Raw genomic sequence first — 23,992 nt, forward strand, 5'->3', positions numbered from 1 at the left:
ATGACTTCACTGCTCATAGTATAGTACATGTTATTTTAATAACAAATAAAAAGATTTTATAACAAATTGACACTAGTCTGCAATCAATGTATTATTTATAACATATACACTGTATTACCAAGGCCATGGTGTCTTGCACAGTCAAAGGAAGGAAATCAATGAAGAAAACTACTGTTCTGCTCGTAGTCCTGTTGCTTAGCGTATCGGGCTTGCTGATCGCACAAGGCAAGCAGGAAGCACCTGCCGCATCACAGGCCAAGGTGCTGCGTGTTGCCATGGAATGCGGATACGCCCCGTACAACTGGACGCAGACTACCAATGCCAATGGAGCAGTTCCCATCGCAAACTCGAAGGACTTTGCCTATGGGTATGATGTCATGATGGCCAAGTTGATCGCCGAGCGTCTTGGTTACGCTCTTGAGATAGTGAAGCTTGACTGGGATTCCTTGGTACCGGCAGTACAGTCAGGAACCGTCGATTGCGTTATCGCCGGCCAGTCCATCACTTCCGAACGCAAGCAAATGGTTGACTTCACCTCCCCGTACTACTATGCCTCAATCGTCTGCCTGACCAATGGGGACAGTAAGTACGCCTCAGCTACAGGCATCACCGACCTTGCCGGCGGCTCAGCAACCAGCCAGCTGGGAACCATCTGGTACGACACCTGTCTTCCCCAGATTCCCAATGCAAAGATTCTTCCCGCCCAGGAATCTGCTCCGGCGATGCTAGTTGCCCTGAACAGCAAGCGTGTTGATTTCATCTGTACCGATATGCCCACAGCAAAGGCTGCCATAATCGCCTACCCAAGCATGAAGATTCTCGACTTCGCAGGCTCAAAGGATGACTTTCAGGTCAGTGAAGAGGAAATCAACATTGGAATTTCCGTCTCCAAGAAGAATCCCGAGCTGACCAAGGCAATCAACAGCCTGCTGGATACCCTTACCGTCGATGACTTCAATTCCATGATGGAAAGCGCCATCTCTGTCCAGCCTTTGTCGAATTAATCTAAAGGAAACGGAATGTCGATATCTGAAATGAACTTTTTCCAGAGGATGCTCTACATCCTCCAGGAGTACAGCGGCTCCCTTGCAAAAGGGGCCGCTACCACCATGGTTATAGCCATAATCTGCACAGCCTTGGGCTGTGTCATCGGCTTTGCAGTCGGTATTGTGCAGACCTTGGAACCAAAGAAGAAGGACAACCTCGCCTATAAGATTATCCTGAGAATCATCAAGCTGATCCTCACGGCCTACGTCGAGCTCTTCCGCGGGACTCCCATGATGCTGCAAGCAGCCTTCATCTACTATGGAGCCAGCCAGGTCTTCGGTCTGAATCTGGGAATGTGGGAGGCAGCCATCCTGATTGTTTCCATCAACACCGGTGCCTATATGGCCGAAACCGTCCGTGGAGGCATCCTCTCGGTTGATAACGGGCAGACCGAAGGGGCCAAGGCCATCGGTATGAACCATTTCCAAACCATGCTCACAGTAATCCTGCCTCAAGCACTTCGGAACATAATGCCCCAGATCGGCAACAACCTGATCATCAACATCAAGGATACGTGCGTACTGTCCATCATCGGCACTGTGGAGCTGTTCTTCACCTTCAAGAGCATCTCAGGTGCCCTGTATACCTACTTCGAGGCGGCAACGGTCATACTCATCATCTATTTCATCCTCACGTTCGTCTCCTCAAGAATTCTGCTTGCTTGGGAAAACCGGATGGATGGTCCTGCAAACTTCGACCTTGCCACCACGGATACCCTGGCTTTCACCAGTGGCATGATCAACTTTCCGCGCAAGCAAAAGAGGAGAATCTGATGAGTGAAATCCTGCAGGTAGAACACCTTTCAAAGACCTTTGGGACCAACCAAGTTCTCAAGGATATCGATTTTCAGGTGCGCTCAGGGGATGTCACCTCAATCATCGGAGCCTCAGGTTCAGGCAAATCCACCTTGCTTCGATGCATCAATCTCCTGGAAACCGCCACCTCGGGCAAAATTCTCTTTCATGGCCAGAATATTCTAGCCGACCACGTAAACGAGGCAAAATACCGTGCAAAGGTAGGGATGGTTTTCCAATCCTTCAACCTCTTCAACAATCATACGGTGCTCAGCAATTGTATGGTCGGCCAGCTCAAGGTACTGAGGAAATCGAAGCAAGAGGCCTATCAAGATGCCCTACGCTACCTGGACAAGGTGGGCATGACCAGCCATATCAATGCCAAGCCACATCAGCTCAGCGGCGGACAAAAACAACGCGTAGCAATTGCACGAGCCTTGGCCATGCAACCGGAAATCCTTCTGTTTGATGAACCGACTTCTGCATTGGACCCTGAAACGGTGGGAGAAGTGCTCGATGTCATGAAGACTTTGGCAAAAGAGGGAACCACCATGCTGGTCGTCACCCACGAGATGGCCTTTGCACGGGATGTCTCCAGCCATGTGGTCTACATGCTGGACGGCAAGATTGAGGAGGAAGGCGAGCCCAGAGAGCTCTTCATCCACCCCAAAAGCCCTCAGCTCAAGGAGTTTCTCAGCCGGTTCACCAGCGACACAGGCCATCAGGGCAGCCAGCCTTAATCCAATGGGGCACCCGTTTCAATTCTTGAGCGCAGCCCTTGCATTGCTATAGGATGGACATAAGCAACGGAGGCCAGACCATGCAGATTCATCCATGGCAATCGATACAATTATCCGACTATGAAGCACACATGAGCATGGATGACATCAGGCAGCTACAGACACTGAATGACTCCATGCGCGAGCAGCTGCAATGCTACCGGACAGAGACCATCATAATCTTGGGTGTTTGCGCAGGAAATGGGCTTGAGCATGTCGACACAAGCATAACCCGCATACTCTACGGTGTGGATATCAACACCGATTACCTGCAGATGGCAAGCCTCCGCCACCATGGATTGTCGGACATCTTCGTCCCCTTGGCTTGCAATGTTGCACAAGAAGCAGAGAAGCTGCCTCATGCACAGCTAGTCATAGCCAATCTCTTCGTTGAGTACATAGGGTATGAAGCCTTCAAGCATGCCGTTACGTGCATCGACCCTTCCTATGTATCGTTGATCATCCAACAACAGACGGGAGATGTCTTTGTCTCCACCTCCCCCTACCAGGATGCATTTTCGCATCTCCAGGAGATTCTCCATCCCATCACCGAAGAGGGAATTATTTCGGCGCTGAAGGCAATTGATTACTGCTACTGCTTTCGAAAGCAGATGGACCTACCCAACCACAAGTATTTTGTAAGGTTGGATTTCAAACGGCTCGATTAACCTACCAGCTCCAGAAAAGCTTCCTTCTCCAAAGGCTTGGAGTAGTAGTAGCCCTGTACCCGTTCGATACCTATTTTTTTGATCATCTCCAACTGCTGTTCAGTCTCCACACCCTCGGCGATAAGTACCTTGCCCAACTTGTGCAACATATCCGACAGCAGGGTGAGCATGGTTGGATTTGACATGGCCCCTTGTATGACGCTCTTGTCGAATTTCACATAGGCATAGGGAAGGTCCATCAGAGCCTGCAGATTGGAATATCCGGTACCGAAGTCATCGAGGGCGAATTTGATGTCCTTCAATGAGAGTTCAAGCATCACATCAGCGACCATATCATACGACTGCAAGACCACAGACTCGGTAATCTCAAAGCCGATTTTCCTACTCGGGATGTTTTCCTGTTGAATGATCGAAAGCAGTGTTTGGCCCATCTGTCTGGACGTAAAATCCTCACCGCTCAGATTCACTGAGATATACTCAAGGGCATTCTTGGCAAGGTTCTGCCGTATCAGGGTGCAAACCTTGGCAAGCAGGATCTGGGTAAGGTGGACGATCAAACCAGTCTGTTCAGCTAGAAAGATGAACTGTGAAGGATTCAGAAACCCAAGATGCTCATCGTTGATGCGCATCAGTGCCTCTGCTGAGACGATGCGCCCGGTTTGCACATCATACATTGGTTGATAGTGCACCAATACCTGCTCGGGATTGCGGATCGATGCCCGAAGTGCAGAAATAATGTTCATCGTCTGCTGTTGGCTCAGGGCATCCTTCTTTGTGTAGACGAATACCGCCCGTTTGCGTACCGATCTGATCTCAGACTGCATCTGCTTGTATGCCTGATGGTATTCATCCAGCGTTGCGGCTTGCTTGGGGATGGAGAGTAAACCAAGATTCATCTGGATGAACGTAGGAGCGCCCTGCACTTCCCAACCCTGCTCCATGCGTTGACGGATTGCCTGGATGACCGAGCCGCCTGATCCGCCCTTGCTGGAAGGAAGGCAGAGACAGAACTGTTGCTGGTCGATACGAAAGACTTCATTCGAGCCGCCCAGGGTCTTGAGAAACAGTGCAAGCTCGACAAGCAACCGATCGGCAGATACCGACCCATTTTTCGCGATGAAGTAGGGAAAATTTTCAATGTCCACCAAAATGATGGTGTAGGGAGTCTGGAAACGGAACAAACGAATCAACTTGCGTTGCAGCAAAGCCTCGGTGGGAAGACCGGTCAGACTGTCGAACGTAATGGAGTCCCGCTGGCCGACAAGGTAATAGAGGACGAGCATGAAGGCATTGACCATCATGAATAGCAAGGAGGAATGGGTTATTGCCAGAGAGAACAGAGAAACAGCAAACGAGAGCGGCAACAGCAGGGAAATGAAGAGGAAGGAGCCTTGGAGGTTTTTCCTATGGCCCAGCGTAGGCATAAGCATGGCAAAGCAGTAGAAAGCCGATAATGAGAGCATATAGGTACTTCCTGATGAAGGAAGCAACTGTTCAAAAGTTGGATTAAGTGGATAGAACTGTTGTGTGGGGATGTCCCGGATTGTCAGTACTGCCAAGACTACCAACGGAATGTCATGTACGATTGTAAGGATGGTTACCAGCTTGGGATCATCCATGACATTGATGGCATTGAAATGCATCCACGCAGAAAGCATGAAGGGAAGCGCCAGGGCATGTGCGGCCCACACTACACGATGAACAGTCAGGGGAAAACTAATCACCCCTTGCTTGTCCAGCATCAAGCTCAAGGAGAGCACGACATAGATTGAATATGCAATGGTCAATTCAGAAAAGAACCAGCTTCCTCTATCTTTTCTCAATAAGGGAAACCTTATGACATCAAAAAGAATTGCGAGCATGAGAATGCTCGAAAGCAAGGTGACCCCATAATAGTGCATGCTTCACTCCAGAGACGTAGAATACTTCTGCAACGGGGGCAGTATACCATGTTCCGCAACGATTTCAGAACCAAAGTACCAACGCTTCATCAGAGAAACGGCAAAAATTCCTGTACGGCCAACGAGGGAATGGATCCCTTCCTTTGGGCCAGCACCAAGGTACGGAAAGCACCACCTTCCAGAGTTCGTGTGGTAATGGTATACGAGCACCGCGTTACAATGAGTGAGGGAAGAATACTGATTCCCAAGCCTTGTTCCACCATTGCCATCACCGCATAGTCATCCCAGGTCCTGTAGTGTACAGAAAGTGCAAGATGTTTCTGTTGCACAAGAGCAGGAACTTCCGCACTGCCTGTCCGAGAGAGCAAAATGAAAGGATACTCTTCCAGAGACTTGGGCGGAATTTCCTTGAGCAGGCAGAGCGGATGATTATTTGGCAGAACTACTAGCAGAGGATCTTCAAGGAGCACCCGAACATCCATGTCGTCACCCACAGGAAGTCGAAGGAAGCCAAAATCGACCCGCCCTGTTCGTATCCATTGCGCAATCTCCTCGTATTCTCCCATCAGTAGTTCAAAATGGATGTTGGGAAAACCCTGCTTGAATTTCATAAGAGCGGGGGGCAATAGATGAGTAGCAATGCTAGATACAGTACCGATGCGAATCGATCCCGACTCGAACTGGTGCAGAGATCCCACCTGCGTTTCCAAGCCGTGTTGCTCATTACAAATCCGCTGGAGTGTGGGATAGAGAGCCTGTCCCTCACTGGTGAGACGAACTCCTTGCTTGCTTCGCTGAAGTAAACACAAATCCCATTCTTCTTCAAGATCTTTCACCATTCGGCTTATCGCCGATTGTGTACAGTGCAAGGCCTCGGCAGCTTTGGTAAAATTCCCAAGTTCCACTGCCTTTAATACAGCTTGATATTTAAGTATTTGCATGTACTTCTCCTTGTATGCCATTTTAGCATGGTATCCATGTAAAGAATTCGTTTTTCAAATATTTAAATACTTGCTATAGTACCAGCCAATACGAGGAACGCTAACCATGCAAACGCCTTTGCTTCAGTACCTTTCCGCCCTGTTGCTCTTCGGTTCCAACGGGGTTATTGCCAGCCATATCCAAGCCGATAGCCTTACCATAGTATTCTTTCGCACCACCCTTGGCTTTTTTGGTTTGCTTCTGGTCCATCTCCTTTCCTCAAAGTCCAAGCATGCAGCGACAGAAACAAAGCAAATCGGGCTCCTAGTGCAAAGCGGCGTGTATATGGGCTTGGGTTGGGCATCGCTGTACAAAGCCTACACCCTGATCGGGGTGGGGGTATCGTCGCTCTTGTACTATACCGGGCCGATCATTGTTCTCGTAGTTTCGATTGTTCGGAAGAAGGAGCCGTACAATCATCGCATCCTTGTTGCGTGTCTTTTGGTGATCATGGGCATGCTTCTGATACAAGGCGATGCCGATTTGCAAGGCAAGTCGACGCAAGGCATGCTCTACGGCTTGTTCTCAGGTTGCATGTATGCCGTCATGGTCCTGACCAACCGCCAAGTCGGCAAAGGATCGGGCTTGGTACACACGCTTTGCCAACTAGGTGGAAGCACGTTGGTGGTAACGTTGGTCATATTTCTCTCCCATAGATTCACCTATCCCCAGACTGCCGTCTCCTGGTTGAACATTCTTGTGCTAGGACTAGGAAACACCGCTTTGGGTTGTTTTCTCTATTTCAATTCCATTGCGGCCCTTCCGCTCAAATCGGTTGCCATTCTGGGGTATTTGGAGCCAGTTTCAGCAGTATTCTTTTCCATCCTCTTCCTTAAGGAGTCGTTCGGCCTGGAAAAACTGATCGGATGCGCCTGTATTGTCCTTGCAGCCCTTTGGACCGAGCGAATAAAGAGTCCCCGCTACACAGAAGTGTAGTTCTGCCCTATACTCATTCCTATATGAGAAAGTCAAACCTGTTGCTCATCATCTTGCTTTTCGTTTCGGCGTTGGGTTCGCTTGGCGGCGCTTCCTTTTCATCGGTGGAGGGAAAGCTCTTCAATGACAAGGCATTCATCTTTCCTGACGACTTGCTTGAACAGGGGCCGGTGGTTGTTGCCCTTACGCTCAGCTCGTCAAGAAAAAACGGGGAAGAACAGCAAGGTCTATTCATCGATTGGCAGAAGAAATTGAAAGCTGCTTTCTCTCCCCTACGTTCTGTTTCCATCTACCACGTCTCGGTTATCGACGGGGCCCCTTTCTTTGTGCGGGGAGCGATCAGAGGCGGTATTGCAAAGGAGTATGGGGACATCCTAGAAAGCTCACAAGGCGGGGTGCTCTTTCTCTCCAAGTCAGAACGCTGGGCAGCCGATGCTGCAATTCCTATCGATGGACAACCCACCTTGGTAGTGCTTTCTGAAAATGGCAGCATTCTTGGTTTTATCAAAGGGGAATACAGCGAGCAGAGAGCAGAACAGTTGCAAACACTCTTGGGCCTCTAGGTTTGTGCTTTGAGAAACGATAAGGCTGCTTGCTCATCCAACGGTTTACTGAAGAGAAATCCCTGGATTTTGTCACACCCGAATTTTCTCAGGTACTGCAGCTGCCTTTCATGCTCTATCCCCTCAGCCACGACACAGTGGCCAAGCTTATGGGCAAGGCTGATTATGTCCCCGGTGATAGCTTCTTCTTCGGTGAGTGTCATCAGTTTATCGATGAAGAACTTGTCGATTTTCAGGCAGTTGATGTTCAGTTCCCGTTCACGGGCGAGTGACGAGTAACCGGTGCCGAAGTCATCGATCGCTATTTGGATACCCTGACTTTGCAGATGGCCGAGGACCTTGTTGATGTCCTGATAGTTCGAAGCAAATACCGACTCGGTAATCTCCAGGCAGATATTCTGAGGATCGACCTGCATCGAACTGATCATCTGAAGCAAATGAGTGATGAAGTCGTGCTTCAGCAACTGAATGGCTGAAATATTGATGGAAATGCCAATATCGGCATACCCAGAGTTTTGCAACGTGTTGAGAAACCGCAGGGCTTGGAGAATAATGGAATCGCCAAGGGGAATGATGAGTTTGGTTTTTTCCGTAATCGGAATGAACTGTAGCGGTGAGATAAGGCCCAAAGAGGGAATCTGCAGGCGGGCCAAGGCTTCAAACCCAACAATCTTATTGGTTGCAAGCTCGAGAATCGGCTGGTAGTTCAGAAACAAAGAGCCGCTGCCTTCGCCTGATGCAATGCGACTGAGCTCAGCGGTGATTTCCTCCTCCTGATAGAGTTGTTCCTCCATTGCAGCATCAAAGAAGCAGCAGCAAATATCACCTTGCAGTTGCTGCAATGCTTTCTCCGAGGCTACCAGCAAATTACGCAGCAACTGTTCAACATCCTCGGCCGTCTCTTTTTTGATCTCAACAATGCCGATACCCCAATTGATACCCTCAATGATCAAGAAAGATTCCAAAAGAGAAGATATTCTCTTGCAGAAGTCTATCAAATCCTGTTTCGTGTGATAGTTTTTTATATAGAAGGAAAACCGATATTCATGGGTCTTACAGAGGAGACACTGCTCACTGGTGAGCACCTGCAAGGCCGATGAGACCTTCTTTACTACCTCCTGGGTATATTGAAAGCCATAGGTCATGTTCGCAAAATGCAGAGCACTGATATTGACAGCTAGTACGGCCCGCTTAAGACTTGGATGCAGCTGTGCATCCAAGCGAAGCAGCCTCTCTAGGTACTGGCGGTTGAACAAGCCCGTCCAAATGTCATGCTCGTTGTTATACATCAGCTCTTGCTCAACATTCTTACGGTTTGAGATATCAAGAATTATCCCTTCAAGCTCCTCTACTTCACCTTGCTTAGTATAGAACCCCTGTCCATTCTCCCACACCCACTTGCGTTTTCCATCGCGAGTGATGATCTCATACTCGTAGGTGAACATCTGGTGCAACGGCAACACCCGGTCCCATTCTCTACGGATGTCCTCTTGGTAGCATGGCACAATGAGATCGTTGAAACTAAGGTCACGATTCCCAAGCAGACTTTCTGAATCATACCCGGTCAGGGCTTTGCACCCCTTAGAAACATAGAGTACGGTCCAGTCACGGTCGTACTTGGTGCGATAGGCAAGGCCTGGCAAGTGGGAAAGCAGCACTGATTTGCTGCGTTCGCTTTCAGCAAGCAACTGCTCGGCTTTTTTACGCTGTGAGATATCCTGCACCAAGCAGATATGACTGTACGAGTGATCACTCTGGATTTTCAATGCGGCCACAACAAGGGAAACCCACACATACGTACCATCGGGCTTGATATACCGCTTCTCAAGCGAATAGCTTTGGATTTCGCCTGCCTGTAATCGCTTGAACTGGGTAAGGTCGGCCTCTAGGTCATCCGGATGGGTAATAACGGCCCATCCGATTGCTTTCAACTCCTGACTTGTTCTTCCGGTAATCGCTTCGAAACGGGGATTGACACTGAATACCTCGTTGATGGGTCCATCGATGGGCCCGATGCCATGGGAAATGGAAATGCCGATTGGAGCCTGCCAGAAAATGGCATTGAAGAGGAACGATTGCTCATTGAGCAATTTGCTGTGATCCTTACGCAACACCTGTTGTACCTGCTTGGATACAGCATCAGAGGTGAGCGGTTGGTGAAGAAGCGAAACACCATCACCGGAATCGGTGATCAACATAATGGCATACCGGGGATTCTGCTCCAAGGTATGAAGCAACAAGAGCGCATCGAAGGTATTGGCTATTGCATCGATGATGATCAGCACCAAATCTGAAAGTCCGGCTGCCAATTCCAAGGCTTGCTTTCCATCCTTGGCAAGAACCACCTCATACCCAGCCATGGCAGTGCCGATGAGTGAAGCATCCTCAGCTGAGGAGCCAACCACCAAGAGTTTCTTAGCCAATCTATCCTCCAATGTAAGCAGTATACATGATTATGTTCAATATCATAAAAGAAATAAGGTAACAAAAAGATCAAACTAAAACCGTTGAAACAGAGAGTTGAGATAATGAAAAGCAATGGATGATGCATATGCAACCTACCTTCCTTACGAAAGATAGAGAGGATTACTGAAGGCAATACGACCATACTGGTCAATGCACTCAACCCTTACAAACTCCTTGTTGCCCCGAAGGATGGCGCTAAACTCGGTGATATCCTTGCCAAGTTTGCGAACAAAGTTCCTGTTCTCACCCTTGAAGATGATGCGGTCCACTGGCGAGCAAGTCACTGACACATATTCGCCTGAAACGTGGAAATCGTGGATTATCGGTCCCCCGGTCGCATAGTATTGCCCGTTGTCGAGAGCAGCAAGAATGTCTTTTTGGCTCTTGGAAGCTGACTTGACCATCACATAACCTCCGAAGCTGTCATTCTCCGGATGCCCAAACGGCCAGCCATCACTGTGCACATAGCCGTTGTGATTATCGTCGGTGGCAACCGCAGGCCACCGCTTGCCATGCCTGAGACAGGTATCCCAGAAGTGTGAACTCTCCCCCACCCGGTCATACCTTTCAGTGCCGTAGTTGAGAACCTCCAAGGCTGAGAAGCAATTAAAATTCTCAATATCACGATACTCCAGCAAGGACCAATCGGGGTGGTTGAGCATGATCCAATACTCATTCTTGAGCTCCTCAATGAGGGCTATAGTTTGTTCAGGTGTGGTGATGTCGAACTGCTGGCCGTAAGCAAACCGTGTAGAGGATATGCGTTGGATGAAATTGAGATGAACTCTCTTCTGGTTGAGGTAGCAGGTCAGCTCAAAGCCTGGAATCATCAACAGGTTCTGGTAGTCTTCGTACTGAGTATAGACGTTGTGGTCCGTCAAACTGAGAAAGTCATAGCCTTTATCTGCATATGCCCTGATCACCGACGCCGGATGTAAATTCCCATCGGAGACCGTTGAATGACTGTGCAGGTTTCCTTTCAGCCAGATTCCTTGCTGTGCCACAAATGCTTTCTCCACCATATTCCACCTCCAACACATGTCATCATATCCTACTTTGTGCAGTCCTTGTCCTACGTTAGGGAAAAAGTATCCAATGCATGCGGATTGCCAGATCAAGGAGGTCATGGTCATCACCCGGATGCCTAAAAACCCCGTACCTAGCCATCTGCAGCATTTGCGTATCACCGATGCTATTGCCGAATGCGATAGCAGCAGCCTTCAAGCCTGCTTCGTTAAGGCGTTCGACCTTGCCCTGTCCATATGGCAGGATGTGCAAGCCATCGGCTGCCAGACAGGTAAGACCTGAAAACGAGAAGAGTTCACAAAAAGAGTTCACCACCGCCAAGGGACTCGCCGACACAAGAAAGACATCCCTCTTCGCTTGGAGACAGGTTTGGAGGATGGCAAGCATGTGAGCTTCCTTCTTTACATACAGCCGATGTGCAACCCCATCGAAGCTGAAAACAACAGGACTTCCACTGAAGGCATCAAAAGCCTGCTTACAAGCATGAAAGACCGTATCATACGGAAGATCCTGCACATAATCGCTGGTGATTTGATATGCCCTGTCCATCCGGCCTTGCTTTACAGCACTACCATAGGAGGCAAGAATCTCAGGTACTCGACCAGTTTGGGCTTGTGCAAGCAAGGAAATGTCGGCCTCTTTGATAGCCTGAGGCTCCTTTTGCAGTAACTCTGCGGCAAGCAACAGGAAAAATGAAGTCTCCCCAAGGTCCCCGGCAAACAATGTACCATCCATATCAAAGAGAACAGGTCCCTCGCCTTCACGGCACAACAATTGTACATCCAGCATCGCATCCTCCCAACCTAGACCATCCTTGCATACCTTCTCTCAGATTGCAACTTGCATGATTGGCTATGATGGACTAGAGTACTACTCCATATGGGAACGCATTCAAAACTCATGACCACCGGCTCCATTCAAAGGAATCTACTCTCCTTTGCGATCCCCCTCTTTTTGGGAAATCTTTTTCAGCAACTCTACCACACCGCCGATTCCCTGGTGGTGGGGAACTTTGTCGGTAAGGAGTCGTTGGCTGCCATCTCATCCATCGGTTCACTGACCATGCTCATGATCGGACTCGTTCAGGGTATTTTTGTGGGAGCCGGGGTTGTCATATCCAAAGCATTCGGGGAAGGTGATAAGGCTGCTGTGCAAAAAGCCGTCCATACCACCGTCGCACTCGGACTTGCAGGCAGCGTCCTTCTCACGTTGCTCGGGTACTACTTTGCTCCCCTCATTCTTATTTGGATGCAAACACCTGCCAGTGTTTTTGACGATGCCCAGCTCTATATACGCATCTATTTTTTGGGAGTGAGCTCGCTCATCCTCTACAACACCGCCAGCGGCATTCTCCAAGCAGTGGGAGATAGCAGGCATCCCCTGTACTTTCTCATCATTTCGGCAATAATCAACATTGTGCTGGATTTAGTGTTTGTTGCAGTATTTGACATGGGAATTGCAGGAACCGCCTATGCAACAATCATCGCCCAAGGGGTGAGCGCAATGCTCAGTTTCCGCCTGCTCTTCAACACAAGCGATATCATCAAGGTCAGACTCTCTCATATCCGTTTTCATAAGGGTTTCATTGGTCCCATCCTCAGGTTGGGAGTGCCTTCAGGTATCCAGAACTCGGTCACAAGCTTTGCAAACGTCATTCTTCAGTCCTCGATCAACCTCTTCGGACCATCGGCCATGGCCGGCAACGGAGCGTTCATGCGCATCCAAGGCTTTGCATTCATACCCATCACCGCCTTCGCCCTCGCCCTGACCACCTTCACGGGGCAAAACCTAGGAGCAGGTGAATACGAGCGAGTCCGCAAGGGAGCTCGTTTTGGCGTAGTCTTTGCCATGATCCTTGCTGAAACCATCGGGGCTTTGATGTACTTCGGTTCCGAGCCACTCATAGCCCTTTTCAGCCGTGATCCGGAGGTCCTCGCCTTCGGGGTGCAGAAATCACAGATTGCGAGTCTGTTCCTTTGGTCTCTCGCCCTCAGCCATGCGATGACAGGAATCTTCCGGGGGGCGGGCAAGTCCATCGTCCCGATGAGTGTCATGCTTGCTGTGTGGTGTATTTTCCGCATTATCTTCATCCAGGTGGGACTTGCCATCATCATGGATATCCGCGTCGTATACTGGGCTTATCCGGTTACCTGGACGATCAGCGCAATACTATTTGTCCTCTATTACTTTCTGGTCGACTGGATGGGCCAAACAAAGTAAACTAAAACCACCACGAGGAGGTTCTCATGGACAAGACTACCTTCACCCTCTCCAAACTTCGCTGCATCCCCATGGTAAAGCAGTATACTCAAGAACATGCTGTGAAGCTTACCAACGCTTTTCTTGACAGCGGCATCCGAGCCATCAATGTCAGCCAACAAGGAAAAGACGGCCTTTCCCTGCTCGCCACCTTTGCCAAGGAGGAGTCCCTTTTGGTAGGAGCTGGCAATGTCCAGACATATGAGCAGGCGGTGAACGCTCTCCAAGCAGGAGCGGCCTTTGTATTCTCCCCTCTCTTTGACGAGCGTATGATTGATTTGTGCCTCAGTCGTTCCGTTCCCATCTATCCGGTCACCACACAAGCGAATCTGGCAACACTGCATCAGCTGAAAGTCCTTGGCTGTTACCCGGTCGAGGAACTGGGAGGGCTGGCTTTCATGGAAAGAATTGCTTTGGAAGGAGACTTTTCCTTCTTTGTTGCCGGACATATTGAAGAGTCGATGATGAATCACTACCTGGAGCACCCCCGTGTCCTGGGCATGACCGGCAGCTGGATGTTCAAGGATGCGGACAACTTCAAAGCAGTTACCGAGGCTCTGATTCGCACCAAGCAGTATTGGCTTTCATAAGCACCTCGATGGTTTGGGCTGTGTAGATGGCAAAACCCATCTGACGAAGCAGATGGGCAAACACCCCTTCGCCTTCGATCAAGGTGCCGCTGAACGTCCCATCATAGACGGTATGCGAGCCACAGGAAGGGCTACGCTCCATCAAGAGTGCTATGTTGCATGCTTGCAGTTGAGCAATGAGCAGTGCTTTCTTTGCGCCGGAAAGGAACTGCTCGGTAAAATCCAAAGCATCTTTCGTCAACACTCTTTCCTTTACCAACTCTGTGCAAGGACGGGGTGTCAGAAGTCCTCCCAATTGCTCGGGACAGACCTCAATAAGTTCATAGTGCTCCCTAAGTTCAGCAAGGCAGCTTAGGGTTGCCGAACTTGCATCGTAGCGGCAGTTTTTGCCTGCAAGACAGGCACTGATCAAAAGAGGCGGCTTTTTCATATCGACAGCATAGCACAGTGTGGTATGCTTCTGTCATGAATGGGTATGACACTTTAGTTGAGACGCTTTCACGTTTCGAACATAGTCTGGCTTCCCTCAAGCCGATCACCACGGTAGGCGAACTGGCAAAAGAAAGCGGCTACAGTGTCCATCACTTTTCCCGCCTCTTCTTCTCCCATACCTCGCTTCACGTGAAGGAGTACCTGCAGGGCAGATTGCTTACCTCAATTTTTGAGCAGGCAGCAACCGACAATGCTCCGTTTGCAACGCTTGCTGCTCTATATGGCTTTCGTGACTACGAAACATTCTATCGTGCATGCAAGACCCGTTGGGACAAGAATCCCACCCAAATACGGGAGCAAGGGCTGGCAGAAGAGCAAAAGCAGCAGAGAATCTATCCACAAAGAAAAGAGCCAACAATCACCTTGGTCGGCGAGTTGGTACAGAAAGAGGCTATCAATCTCTGCGGGCTAAGCTTTTTCGTCGGCCCGGAAACAAAAACCTTTCATACCATCTGGGCGCAATTCAGTAGGTATGAGCACCTGATCGAGCATACTCTGGAAGAGGGGACGACCTATCAGTACAGCTCATGGGCAGATGAACCAATGCCGGGCATGAGTGTGCTCTGCGCAAAAGCCATAGAAGAAGCTTGGCTGGAGGAGGAACTCTTCACTATCCGAAAAGTTCCCCCCGCCACCTACGTTCGTTTTGTGCATACCCAGGATGTCATGCTCATACAAGAAGCCTACCAGTACATCTACGGAACCTATTTTGCCCGGAGCCCGTTGCAGCCTCTGGGCAATTGGGAGTTCCAGCGGTACCCCCAAGGTCGATCGGAAATTGAAATCTACATTCCCGTCAGAACAGGAACTCCTCTTCCCAGTTGAAATGCTCGCTGTCCTCGATCCACAAAGGCCAATGGGCACACCAAGAGGGAGTCTTGTACTCACGCACGCGATCCTCACTGCCGTGATACGGCTTGATATCCAGGACAGCCGTCCCTTCCAATGCGTCAATGTACCCAAGCTCCAGAACACCCTGTTTCACATCGACTTTCACTACTTCGGCGATGCTGATGCACAATGAGTTGGGGCGATACGGGGAGCGGGTGGCAAAAACTCCCAGCTGTTCGGGTCCCTTTGCATAGGGTTTGGGTATGAGCGTCAGGGCAGAACCGGCATTTCCCAGCTGGTCGGCATACCAGATGACCAGTACATGGCCAAAGCCTTCCAAGGCGGTCAGGCCGTTTTTGTAGGGCTCCTCGAGTTGAAGTTGAAAGCCTTTTTGGGTATGCACCCTTCCAATTGCGGTACAGGTAATTTCCATAGGTAATCCTCCTGATACAAGCATGGCTCGCTTCGTGAAAGACAGCCATGACAAAACAGGAGACAGATATGACACTATCTGGTATTACAATCCCAACTCCAACAACTTGCCTCCGATAGCATCAACAGTGGTCTGAATCAGGAACTCCCCATACGCTGCATCAGAAAGGCGGGGATCCTCACCTTTTACCCCAAGCGGCCATGCACCGCCGGCATCCTCAATGCGGCCTAAGTCAACCAAGTCTGGATAGAGAGCCATCATGACAGAGGTTTCATTGCGTCCTGCATGGTCCTGTTGGGTCAAAAAGGTCTGTGCCTCAAAATCATTGAGGGAAGAGAGCAGAATGATGTCATACTGCTTCTCCCATAGAGGAGCCATCTCCGCCCAAGCCTTGCGTGAAGGACCGTGTCCGTCGGCAATAAGGCACATGAAACCGGCTCGTTTTGCTTGGGCGATGAGAGCCTCCAGCATCTGAAGGAACAAACCTTTGTTGACCCAGTAACAACTTCCCTCCAGCCTTTGATGAGGTTTGGTGGCGTCGCTGAGGTCCATGCCTATCAACGTCGTTTCTTCCAAAGCGGTCTCAATTCGGTCGGGTCCGAGATAGAGAGGAGGGAATACTATGCCTCCAAACGCTCTCGCAGCACGGGCAAACACACCATCGGCCTGCAAGGCATCGGCTCCCAATACATTGTGTAGTCCATGCCACTCCAACGTACCCAAAGGGATGTAGCCGACCGGATGCTCTTTCAATCTCTTTGAAAAAGCCGGAATGCTCAAATATGCATAGTGTACACACTCATTCATGGGAGAGCCTCCGTTTCATCGCCTCCTTGTTACGATACATGGCATTGTCCGCAGCAATGTATGTGTTGAACAGATTGTCAATACACGTTTCACACCACGAAAAACCTGATGCGAGGGAGAGGGGAATCGTCCTGCCGGTGTTGGCCATCTGAATCTGTGCATCCAACAACGAAAGAGCACGCTCAACATCGTTATTGTCATTTCTGGTGCTGATGACGGCAAACTCATCACCACCAACGCGGTAAACCTTGCCGAGGCCACGGAAACATCGCTCGATTAAGGCACTGGCATGCACCAATACCTCATCACCGGCTTTATGCCCCCATGTATCGTTGGCTTGCTTGAGGAAGTTGACATCCAGAACCACGATGGAGGCAGCATCTTTTCGGGAATGCTGCAGGTCCAAAATGTCACGCATGAATACCGTTCTGTTTCTCAGCCCGGTCAGTGTATCGATCGAGTAGCGTTGTTCCAAAAAAAAGAGGTAGAAGAGAAGAAGCGAAAGGGCGATGCCCGGCCAAAGAGTAAGTACCCAGGGAAACATCAGCTGGAAGAGAAGGCCCAACAGAGGGGTGATTAAAATGCAAATAAGCAGCACCCGATCTGAACTCTCATAGCGGGTCAGTGATCGAATCAGATAGAGAATGCACAATGCATAGTAAAAAAGCGTAATTGTGGTTGTGACAAAAAAGAAAGTACCTCGTCGATAGATGTTCTGTTCATCAACGAAGAAAAACCACCCCGTCCAATAGCTTGCCAAGCTGAACATCGCGTTGACAATAAGGGGAAGCATCAAAAGGGGGCTATGTTTTCGGAAACTGAAATAGCCGATAAATTTCAGCAGGAAGAAGCAGACGACCGGGGAGAGGGAGAAACCGAGCACATTGGTAGCCCGGTGAAAGAATATCTGGTTGGCATTTCCAACATCAGCTACCTGGTAGGCAAACAACTCGGTTCCCAGCAACACAAGCAAAGAGCACGCAGAGAGGATATACCAACGATTGCGGGGATTGCTCTGTACACTCCTGCTTGCCAAGGCGATGGCAAAAAGCATCATGACTGCTGAAAGCAGGTCCAATTCTATCGTTGCTTGCATGAATTTCCCCTTGATTCGTATGATGACACACCCATTTCTGTTTGCCTAGGGGAAAGGTTGCCACACAAGCTTCACTTGCGTACTATACGCATATGCACCCTCCACTTCCCCAGTATCCGGCAACACTGCATGCCCTCTATTTGCAACATCTGCTGCTGACCAAACGCTGTGTCGATTTCGATGCACAGTGTTCCTATTCCATCGACCGGTTTTTTGAAAGCGGCGGGGGTAGTATGTTCGGGGTGCTGGTTGCACAAGACAAGGATGGCAATGAGATACTGCTCAAAGCATTTTCCGGAAGTCTGGGAGGGAAGCGCAACCTACCGGGCTGGGCCAAGCATCTGGTAGAAGACCAAGCGTACGATTCCTATATGCAGATGTACGACCAGAGAATCAAAGAGCAGGAGGATGAACTACAGCGCATCAAACTCTCCCAAAAGGCTCTTTGCCACTACTACAGCCTCTATCACCTGAGCACTATCGACGCAAAGCAGGTTTCGCTTGCCTCTTGCTTCCCCTCTGCCAATATACCCACCGGCAGTGGCGATTGTTGTGCGATCAAGCTGCTTCATGCAGCATTTTCCCAAGGACTGAAGCCGATCAGCATGGCCGAATTCTTCTTCGGCTCAAGCCCCAATCGTGAACATCTGGCCTTGTATGGTCCCTGTGACCAAAAATGCAAACCCATTCTCAAGCAAATGCTTGGTCTGGACATCGTCTATCAGGATGAACACATTGTGGTGGTCAATAAACCGTCCGGACTGCTTTCGGTACCCGGACGAACACAAGACAAGATCGATTCAGTGGAAACACGCATCCGTCTTCTGTATCCCCATGCTCCCTTGCAGTGTGCAACCCATCGCCTGGATATGGACACCTCCGGCCTCTTGGTGGTTGCACTCAATAAACAGGCACACAGCAGGATGCATATACAGTTTCGTGAACAACAGGTAAAGAAGAGCTATATCGCCCTGCTTCAGGGTGTGGTTAAGCAAAAGAGCGGATCCATCACGCTGCCCTTCCGAGTCGATATCACCAACCGCCCCCACCAAATCTATGATGAGGTACATGGCAAATGGGGAACGACTCACTATACGCGCCTTGGTGTGGAACGTACTGCAGAAGGTGAGCTCGTAACCCGGATGCTGTTTGAGCCGCAAACAGGCAGGACCCACCAGCTCAGGCTCCACAGTTCCCATCCCAAGGGGTTGGGAATTCCCATAGTTGGAGACCGACTCTACGGCAGCGGGATGACCGAACGGCTGTACCTGCATGCCCAGAGGATTAGCTTCTCACATCCCATCAGCGGCCAAATGATGGACTTTTGTACAGAAATACCGTTCTAAACAACACATAGTCCCTACCTCGTACTTTCTTGGCCGTAAAAGCTGGTGTATAGTTGATGGTCAGGGGGCAATGCATGCATAGGAAAAACAACGCACTGTATATCGACCTTGAGAACATACCATCAGGCCTTGATCTGAAGATGCTCTTCGAGGAGCTTACACTCAAACATAATGAAAGCCCTGAGGAAGAGAATATTTTCGTCATTAAAATGGCTTGCGGCAACTCAGCATCGATTAAGAAACTGGAAAAACAGCTCGCTGAATACAACTTTACCATTCGTGACACCCCGTCGATTACCACCAACTACAAGAACAGAGCCGACCTGATTATTAGCCTCGAAGCGCTGGAGACCATCATCATCAACACCCCGGTCATCGACCGTTATGTTTTCATCACCAGCGATAGCGATTTCACCGTCATTATGGAAGCGCTGAGAAAGTATGGAAAGGAAGTGTATTTGGTAACCAAGGAATCGGTAAGCGACAAGCCGATTTTCAACAATTGTTGTGATGAGATTTTGATCATTGAGTCCTTCATGCCCAAACCAAAAACAGAAGAACCGAAAGAGGCAGAGAAAGGCAAGGTTAAAAAGGCTGAAAAACCCGATGCGGCACATACCAAGAAAATGGACCTGCTGGTTGAGGATTTAATGAAAAAGGTGGTTGAATCCTTCGACCCTGATGCCTGGCAGCTTGTCAGCTATGCGGGGGTGAAGTTCCATCAGATGGATAAAAGCCGGATGATCGAGCGCAGCAGTTATCGGAGCCTCGGCAACTTGCTGTCCAAGCTGGAACAGGAGAGATTCATTGAACGGAAGCTCAACGAAAAAGGGCATCCTGAAATACGCAAAGCATCTGTATCTGTATCACCATAGGAGTATACGATGTCCCCCACCTCTTTTGATCAGCACCTGCAACGTACTCTGTTGCTCCTCGTCATGCTCATGCTTTGCCTGGCATTTTTCTTCGACTCATTCTTGTCCATTCCCGCGCTGGATAACGAGCCAACCACCGAATGGGAGGGACCTTGGACCATCTATGAAGGACAGCGTGTCCTGGCAACCAAAGTCAAGCTTCCCTACACCATCGAAGGGCCCTTTTTGGGGAAAACCTTTACCGCTTCCTATACCCTGCCTTCCTCGTTCCCAAACCACAATACAGCCATAGCAGTCGATACCAGTATGTGCAGTCTTGTTGTTGATGTGGATGGAAAAGTCTTGTATCGCTACGAAGGACCTGCAGAAGGCTGGGCCCGCCCCGTTTATGGGGGATCTACTCCCCATTTTATTCGCCTTGACGACTCCTATCAGGGGAAAACGCTCTCCCTCACCTTCGAATATACCTCCAACAACTCGTTTGCAGGCCACATCCATGAGGTACGCGCCGGCAGCAAGGCCTCCCTCATCCTTTCCGAGTTCGTGGAATGGCCCTCGCTGTTCTTCGGCTTTTCACTGCTTTTGCTCGGCTTCCTCATTGCACTCTTCTCTTTTTCCATCCAGTCGAGGGAAGAGCGCAAGAGTTTTTTCTATTTCGGCATGGTGCTGCTCGCCCTCGGCGGGTGGGTGTTCAGCCAGACTCCCAGCAAATTCCTGCTATTTCGCAATCCCGCCCTCCCGATGAATCTCAGCTTCTTCGCCCTCTATACCCTTCCTACCTTTTTAACCAACTACATCCTCTACTCCTATCCGGTACACCGAGGAATCAATCATTTCAAACGCACTTCAATGCTCTTTCTGCTTATGTATATAGTAATTGGCGTCTTGCAGGTGGTTGGGTTCATCCAATACACCGATGTATTACTGGTCTCCGGCTTGGCCCTCGCTCTCTTTCTGCTCTCCTTGTTCGCCTATCTCATCTATGCATATGCAAAGGGAAACAGCCGTCTCAGTTCCTTTTTGCTCGCCCTTTCCTGCCTGCTTTTCTCCATCCTTACAGAAGTGGTGCTCCTTGCAATGAATATCCTACTCGAGAGCGCCGTCATCCTTCACTTTGGCATGGCACTTTCTGCAGCCATCCTGTTTTGGCACAGCCTCACCCTGATAAAGCTGAAAACACAACAACTGAGCAAAGAACTACTTTTGCAGCAGCTTGCCTTCACCGATACACTCACCGGTGTGGGCAACCGAACCTCCTACGACCGAGAGGTGGAACGAATCTGCAGTGATAGAAAAGCAGAGGTATTGGGTATCCTGATGATGGATATCAACAACCTCAAGGAGATCAACGATACCCAAGGGCACAAATCCGGGGATAGTGTCCTTCGAGATTTCGGCCAGCGAATCACCAGGCTGTTACCGGCCTCAGCAACTATCTATCGGTACGGCGGCGATGAGTTCATAGCCCTCATCCCTTGGGTTGATGATGAGCAAATGGCAAAGTTGTCCGATGCAGTGCTCGCATTCTTCACCGCCAGCGGTAAAGCAAGCTATCAGGTTGCAGTAGGGTATGATATTTTCATCCCCAAGAAGAAAGAGAAGTTTGCCCAAGTAGTAAGTCGTGCCGATGTAGCCATGTATCGGTGCAAGAGTGCCATGAAGGTAAAGAAGGCCTGATTCGAGCCATTACTATGGCAGTTTAGGGAAGGGTGTCCCCCCATTTTTGGGTTTCTTCTTGGATATCGCTGTCTTTCATCCTTGACCTATGCAAGGTAATTCGACACCCTTAGAGAAGGAGCATTGTATGAAAAGAAGCATCGTTGTTTCCCTTGTTTTGCTGATATTCTCTGCCGGTCTTACAGCTAATACGACCCTTGCAGGGTCCTCAGGGTATATTGTCGTTCCCAGTGCCGAAGTAACGCCCAGCACCAATGCAAGTGCGGTCACCACCTCGTACAGTGCCACGTTCACCAAGGATGGGGCAGCTCATATTCCGTCGCTGCAGATTGCATTTTCCGATGCGATGGAGACAAGTTTCGCAGTCGATATTGCTGAGGATACCGACCTTTTATTACAGGCAAAATGGCGGTTCAGCAAGAAAGGAACCACCAGTCTTGCAGTCGGGCTGCTCGGACAATGGAGCGGGGTATCCATAACTGATGAGCTGGCTGCACAAATATACCTTGCTTCCACCTTCGACAGCTCAATCATGGACTTTCCCTCCAAGACCACGCTCCTGTTGGGCTACTCCCTGATGAAAGGCATGAACACCAACATCAACTTCGCCTTGGCCTTCCAGACTCCGCTTTGGCAGAAAACTTTCAAAGGCAAAGTCGACTTCCTTATGGATTTCGGCAATGTAAGTTACAGTGCCACCCCGTCGGCCGGTGATGCAGACAACCGCGGCTTGATTAATGTGGGCATACGAATCCTTCCCATCGAGTTTGTCAAATCGACCTTCATCGCCATGGATATCCGTGCCTTGGACCTCTTCGACCACAAGGGAAGAGCTCTGAGTCTTGGTGCTTCCATCTCCTTCAGACCCTAGCTACTCTATCTCCACCACCTTGATCATATTGGTCTTGCCCGAGCTGCCAACCGGCACTCCTGCTGTTATGACCACCGACTGTCCCTTCTCTACCAAACCATGTTCCTTCAGATACCAAGGAGCATAGGCAAGCAACTGATCGACCGAGTCCTGCGGTTCAATGAGTATGGGTGTGACACCCCACGAGAGGGCAAGGTACTGTACTACCTCTTTCAACGGGGAGAATGCAATGATGGGTACCGAAGGACGGAATTTGGCAATCAAGCGGGCAGTCGATCCCGATTGGGTGAAGCAAGCAATATAGGAGGCGCCGATGGAGAGGGCGAGCTCGCGTGTGGCCAGTCCCACGGCCTCGGTTTTGGATTGCTTGCGCTGTGGGTCGAGGGTGCTGATCTGATTGAATACCTGACGGCGGAAGGCCGCGCTGCGTTCAACCAGGCTCGCTATGCGTGCCATGGTGGTTACAGCCTGTAGTGGATACTCTCCTGCCGCTGTTTCACCGCTGAGCATGACCGCACTGGTACCGTCAAGGACCGCATTGGCAACGTCGTTCGTCTCTGCACGGGTGGGACGGGGATTGTGCATCATCGACTCCAGCATCTGCGTTGCGGTAATCACCGGAGTACCACTGTCTATGCAACTGCGGATGATGGACTTCTGAATCAGGGGAACCTCCTCAGCAGGAACCTCCACCCCCAAATCCCCTCGGGCGATCATGATGACACTGGACTCCCTGATGATATCGTTCAGGTTTTCCACCGCCTCGGGCTTCTCAATCTTGCTGATGACCGGAATCATCCTTCCGTAGTGTTGAAGCATATGAGCCTTCAGGGCGCGGACATCATCGCCGCTGCGAACAAAGGAGAGGGCAACGTAATCAAGGTTGTTGGCAAAGGCGAAAGCCAAGTCCGCTTCATCCTTCTTGGTGAAGGAGCTGAGATGCTTCAGCGGTACCTGGGGCAGGTTCACCCCTTTTCTGGGGAACAAAGTCCCTTCTTCTTGCATCCTGCAATGGATGTCCTGACCTTGTACTTGCTCAACCACCAAACTTACGAGGCCATCGTTGATGAGAATGCGCTGACCGATGAGGATTTCCTCGTGGAGGTTCGGATAGTCGATGCTGATACGACTTCGGTTTCCCACACACGGTTGGGTGGTGATAATGAGCTTCTCCCCTTTCTTAAGTGTATAGGAGCTCGCTTCGAGTTGGCCGAGCCTGATTTTCGGACCCTGCAGGTCCATCAGGATGGTTACGGGAAACCCCAGTTTTTCGCTTGCCTTGCGCACAGTATCGTAGCGCTTTTGCTGTTCCTGGTGCGAACCATGGCTGAAGTTCAGCCTGATAACCCTGCACCCCGCTTCAAGGATGGACTGTATCATTTCATAGGATTCACTAGCCGGTCCGAGTGTGGCAACAATTTTGGTATAGTTCATGAGGTTCCCCCTGCAACAATCATCATAGATGTATCGCCTTTTGTAAAGCATGCGAAATAGGCAAGGTGAGAAGCCTCTCACCCATAAAGGTGATTCAAAATGCTCTGAATAGGCGATTGT

The 23,992-nt window shown here is 50.0% G+C and carries 23 protein-coding genes; 13 read left to right on the forward strand and 10 right to left on the reverse strand.

Annotated features, from left to right (window positions below):
- The first annotated feature begins 158 nt into the window (after positions 1-158).
- From SPIBUDDY_RS13825 to SPIBUDDY_RS13840, 4 genes are all read left to right on the forward strand, one after another.
- The gene (locus SPIBUDDY_RS13825; RefSeq protein ID WP_013608389.1) at positions 159-1,004 is read left to right on the forward strand and encodes a transporter substrate-binding domain-containing protein; all 846 of its coding nucleotides are present in this window, start codon (positions 159-161) and stop codon (positions 1,002-1,004) included.
- 15 nt (positions 1,005-1,019) lie between these two features.
- Positions 1,020-1,820, forward strand: coding sequence for an amino acid ABC transporter permease (locus tag SPIBUDDY_RS13830; protein ID WP_013608390.1), 801 nt, complete (start codon positions 1,020-1,022; stop codon positions 1,818-1,820).
- Positions 1,820-2,581: an amino acid ABC transporter ATP-binding protein gene (locus SPIBUDDY_RS13835; protein ID WP_013608391.1), complete on the forward strand. Its 762-nt coding sequence runs from the start codon at positions 1,820-1,822 to the stop codon at positions 2,579-2,581. Before SPIBUDDY_RS13830 ends, SPIBUDDY_RS13835 begins: the two co-directional genes overlap by 1 nt.
- An 80-nt stretch (positions 2,582-2,661) precedes the next feature.
- Positions 2,662-3,288: a hypothetical protein gene (locus SPIBUDDY_RS13840; RefSeq protein WP_013608392.1), complete on the forward strand. Its 627-nt coding sequence runs from the start codon at positions 2,662-2,664 to the stop codon at positions 3,286-3,288.
- Here SPIBUDDY_RS13840 and SPIBUDDY_RS13845 read toward each other — a convergent pair.
- Together SPIBUDDY_RS13845 and SPIBUDDY_RS13850 are read right to left on the reverse strand one after the other, a co-directional pair.
- Complete coding sequence (locus tag SPIBUDDY_RS13845; protein ID WP_013608393.1) at positions 3,285-5,189, reverse strand: GGDEF domain-containing phosphodiesterase; 1,905 nt, start codon at positions 5,187-5,189, stop codon at positions 3,285-3,287. The genes SPIBUDDY_RS13840 and SPIBUDDY_RS13845 overlap by 4 nt on opposite strands.
- Before the next feature lie 89 nt (positions 5,190-5,278).
- The gene (locus SPIBUDDY_RS13850) at positions 5,279-6,130 is read right to left on the reverse strand and encodes a LysR family transcriptional regulator (protein ID WP_013608394.1); all 852 of its coding nucleotides are present in this window, start codon (positions 6,128-6,130) and stop codon (positions 5,279-5,281) included.
- Between the two features lie 106 nt (positions 6,131-6,236).
- Between SPIBUDDY_RS13850 and SPIBUDDY_RS13855 the strand changes: the two genes are divergently transcribed.
- Together SPIBUDDY_RS13855 and SPIBUDDY_RS13860 are read left to right on the forward strand one after the other, a co-directional pair.
- Positions 6,237-7,106: a DMT family transporter gene (locus tag SPIBUDDY_RS13855; protein WP_013608395.1), complete on the forward strand. Its 870-nt coding sequence runs from the start codon at positions 6,237-6,239 to the stop codon at positions 7,104-7,106.
- Between the two features lie 23 nt (positions 7,107-7,129).
- Positions 7,130-7,669: a hypothetical protein gene (locus SPIBUDDY_RS13860; protein ID WP_013608396.1), complete on the forward strand. Its 540-nt coding sequence runs from the start codon at positions 7,130-7,132 to the stop codon at positions 7,667-7,669.
- Here the strand turns inward: SPIBUDDY_RS13860 and SPIBUDDY_RS13865 are convergent.
- From SPIBUDDY_RS13865 to SPIBUDDY_RS13875, 3 genes are all read right to left on the reverse strand, one after another.
- Positions 7,666-10,092, reverse strand: coding sequence for a bifunctional diguanylate cyclase/phosphodiesterase (locus SPIBUDDY_RS13865; RefSeq protein ID WP_013608397.1), 2,427 nt, complete (start codon positions 10,090-10,092; stop codon positions 7,666-7,668). The two genes, SPIBUDDY_RS13860 and SPIBUDDY_RS13865, sit on opposite strands and share 4 nt — an antisense overlap.
- A gap of 144 nt (positions 10,093-10,236) precedes the next feature.
- Complete coding sequence (locus tag SPIBUDDY_RS13870) at positions 10,237-11,157, reverse strand: PHP domain-containing protein (protein WP_013608398.1); 921 nt, start codon at positions 11,155-11,157, stop codon at positions 10,237-10,239.
- Positions 11,158-11,212: 55 nt separating this feature from the next.
- Entirely contained in the window at positions 11,213-11,950 is a 738-nt protein-coding gene (locus SPIBUDDY_RS13875) for a haloacid dehalogenase-like hydrolase (protein ID WP_013608399.1), read from the reverse strand.
- Positions 11,951-12,040: 90 nt separating this feature from the next.
- Here SPIBUDDY_RS13875 and SPIBUDDY_RS13880 point away from each other — a divergent pair, with 90 nt between their 5' ends.
- Both SPIBUDDY_RS13880 and SPIBUDDY_RS13885 read left to right on the forward strand, forming a co-directional pair.
- The gene (locus tag SPIBUDDY_RS13880; RefSeq protein WP_013608400.1) at positions 12,041-13,381 is read left to right on the forward strand and encodes an MATE family efflux transporter; all 1,341 of its coding nucleotides are present in this window, start codon (positions 12,041-12,043) and stop codon (positions 13,379-13,381) included.
- Between the two features lie 26 nt (positions 13,382-13,407).
- The gene (locus SPIBUDDY_RS13885) at positions 13,408-14,010 is read left to right on the forward strand and encodes a KDPG and KHG aldolase (protein WP_013608401.1); all 603 of its coding nucleotides are present in this window, start codon (positions 13,408-13,410) and stop codon (positions 14,008-14,010) included.
- Here SPIBUDDY_RS13885 and SPIBUDDY_RS13890 read toward each other — a convergent pair.
- Entirely contained in the window at positions 13,967-14,440 is a 474-nt protein-coding gene (locus SPIBUDDY_RS13890; RefSeq protein WP_013608402.1) for a 2-thiouracil desulfurase family protein, read from the reverse strand. The genes SPIBUDDY_RS13885 and SPIBUDDY_RS13890 overlap by 44 nt on opposite strands.
- Positions 14,441-14,475: 35 nt before the next feature.
- Here SPIBUDDY_RS13890 and SPIBUDDY_RS13895 point away from each other — a divergent pair, with 35 nt between their 5' ends.
- A complete protein-coding gene (locus SPIBUDDY_RS13895) occupies positions 14,476-15,327 on the forward strand; it encodes an effector binding domain-containing protein (protein WP_013608403.1) in 852 nt (283 codons plus the stop codon).
- Here the strand turns inward: SPIBUDDY_RS13895 and SPIBUDDY_RS13900 are convergent.
- The 3 genes from SPIBUDDY_RS13900 to SPIBUDDY_RS15905 form a co-directional block, all read right to left on the reverse strand.
- On the reverse strand, positions 15,299-15,766 hold the full coding sequence (locus SPIBUDDY_RS13900; protein ID WP_013608404.1) for a TrmO family methyltransferase domain-containing protein: 468 nt from the start codon (positions 15,764-15,766) through the stop codon (positions 15,299-15,301). The genes SPIBUDDY_RS13895 and SPIBUDDY_RS13900 overlap by 29 nt on opposite strands.
- 84 nt (positions 15,767-15,850) lie before the next feature.
- Positions 15,851-16,573 (reverse strand): creatininase family protein, encoded by a 723-nt coding sequence (locus tag SPIBUDDY_RS13905; protein WP_013608405.1) that lies wholly within the window; start codon positions 16,571-16,573, stop codon positions 15,851-15,853.
- The gene (locus tag SPIBUDDY_RS15905; protein WP_013608406.1) at positions 16,566-17,669 is read right to left on the reverse strand and encodes a GGDEF domain-containing protein; all 1,104 of its coding nucleotides are present in this window, start codon (positions 17,667-17,669) and stop codon (positions 16,566-16,568) included. Before SPIBUDDY_RS15905 ends, SPIBUDDY_RS13905 begins: the two co-directional genes overlap by 8 nt.
- A gap of 92 nt (positions 17,670-17,761) precedes the next feature.
- Between SPIBUDDY_RS15905 and SPIBUDDY_RS16395 the strand changes: the two genes are divergently transcribed.
- From SPIBUDDY_RS16395 to SPIBUDDY_RS13930, 4 genes are all read left to right on the forward strand, one after another.
- Positions 17,762-19,015, forward strand: a complete 1,254-nt coding sequence (locus SPIBUDDY_RS16395) for an RluA family pseudouridine synthase (protein ID WP_013608407.1) — start codon at positions 17,762-17,764, stop codon at positions 19,013-19,015.
- Positions 19,016-19,089: 74 nt separating this feature from the next.
- Positions 19,090-19,890 (forward strand): NYN domain-containing protein, encoded by an 801-nt coding sequence (locus SPIBUDDY_RS13920; RefSeq protein ID WP_013608408.1) that lies wholly within the window; start codon positions 19,090-19,092, stop codon positions 19,888-19,890.
- 9 nt (positions 19,891-19,899) lie between these two features.
- Complete coding sequence (locus SPIBUDDY_RS13925; RefSeq protein WP_013608409.1) at positions 19,900-21,567, forward strand: GGDEF domain-containing protein; 1,668 nt, start codon at positions 19,900-19,902, stop codon at positions 21,565-21,567.
- 127 nt (positions 21,568-21,694) lie between these two features.
- Positions 21,695-22,438 (forward strand): hypothetical protein, encoded by a 744-nt coding sequence (locus SPIBUDDY_RS13930; protein ID WP_013608410.1) that lies wholly within the window; start codon positions 21,695-21,697, stop codon positions 22,436-22,438.
- Here the strand turns inward: SPIBUDDY_RS13930 and pyk are convergent, their stop codons facing one another.
- A complete protein-coding gene (gene pyk / locus SPIBUDDY_RS13935) occupies positions 22,439-23,872 on the reverse strand; it encodes a pyruvate kinase (RefSeq protein ID WP_013608411.1) in 1,434 nt (477 codons plus the stop codon). It lies immediately after the preceding gene.
- Positions 23,873-23,992: the final 120 nt, after the last annotated feature.

The organism is Sphaerochaeta globosa str. Buddy (genome assembly GCF_000190435.1).
In the GTDB taxonomy this organism is placed as follows: domain Bacteria; phylum Spirochaetota; class Spirochaetia; order Sphaerochaetales; family Sphaerochaetaceae; genus Sphaerochaeta; species Sphaerochaeta globosa.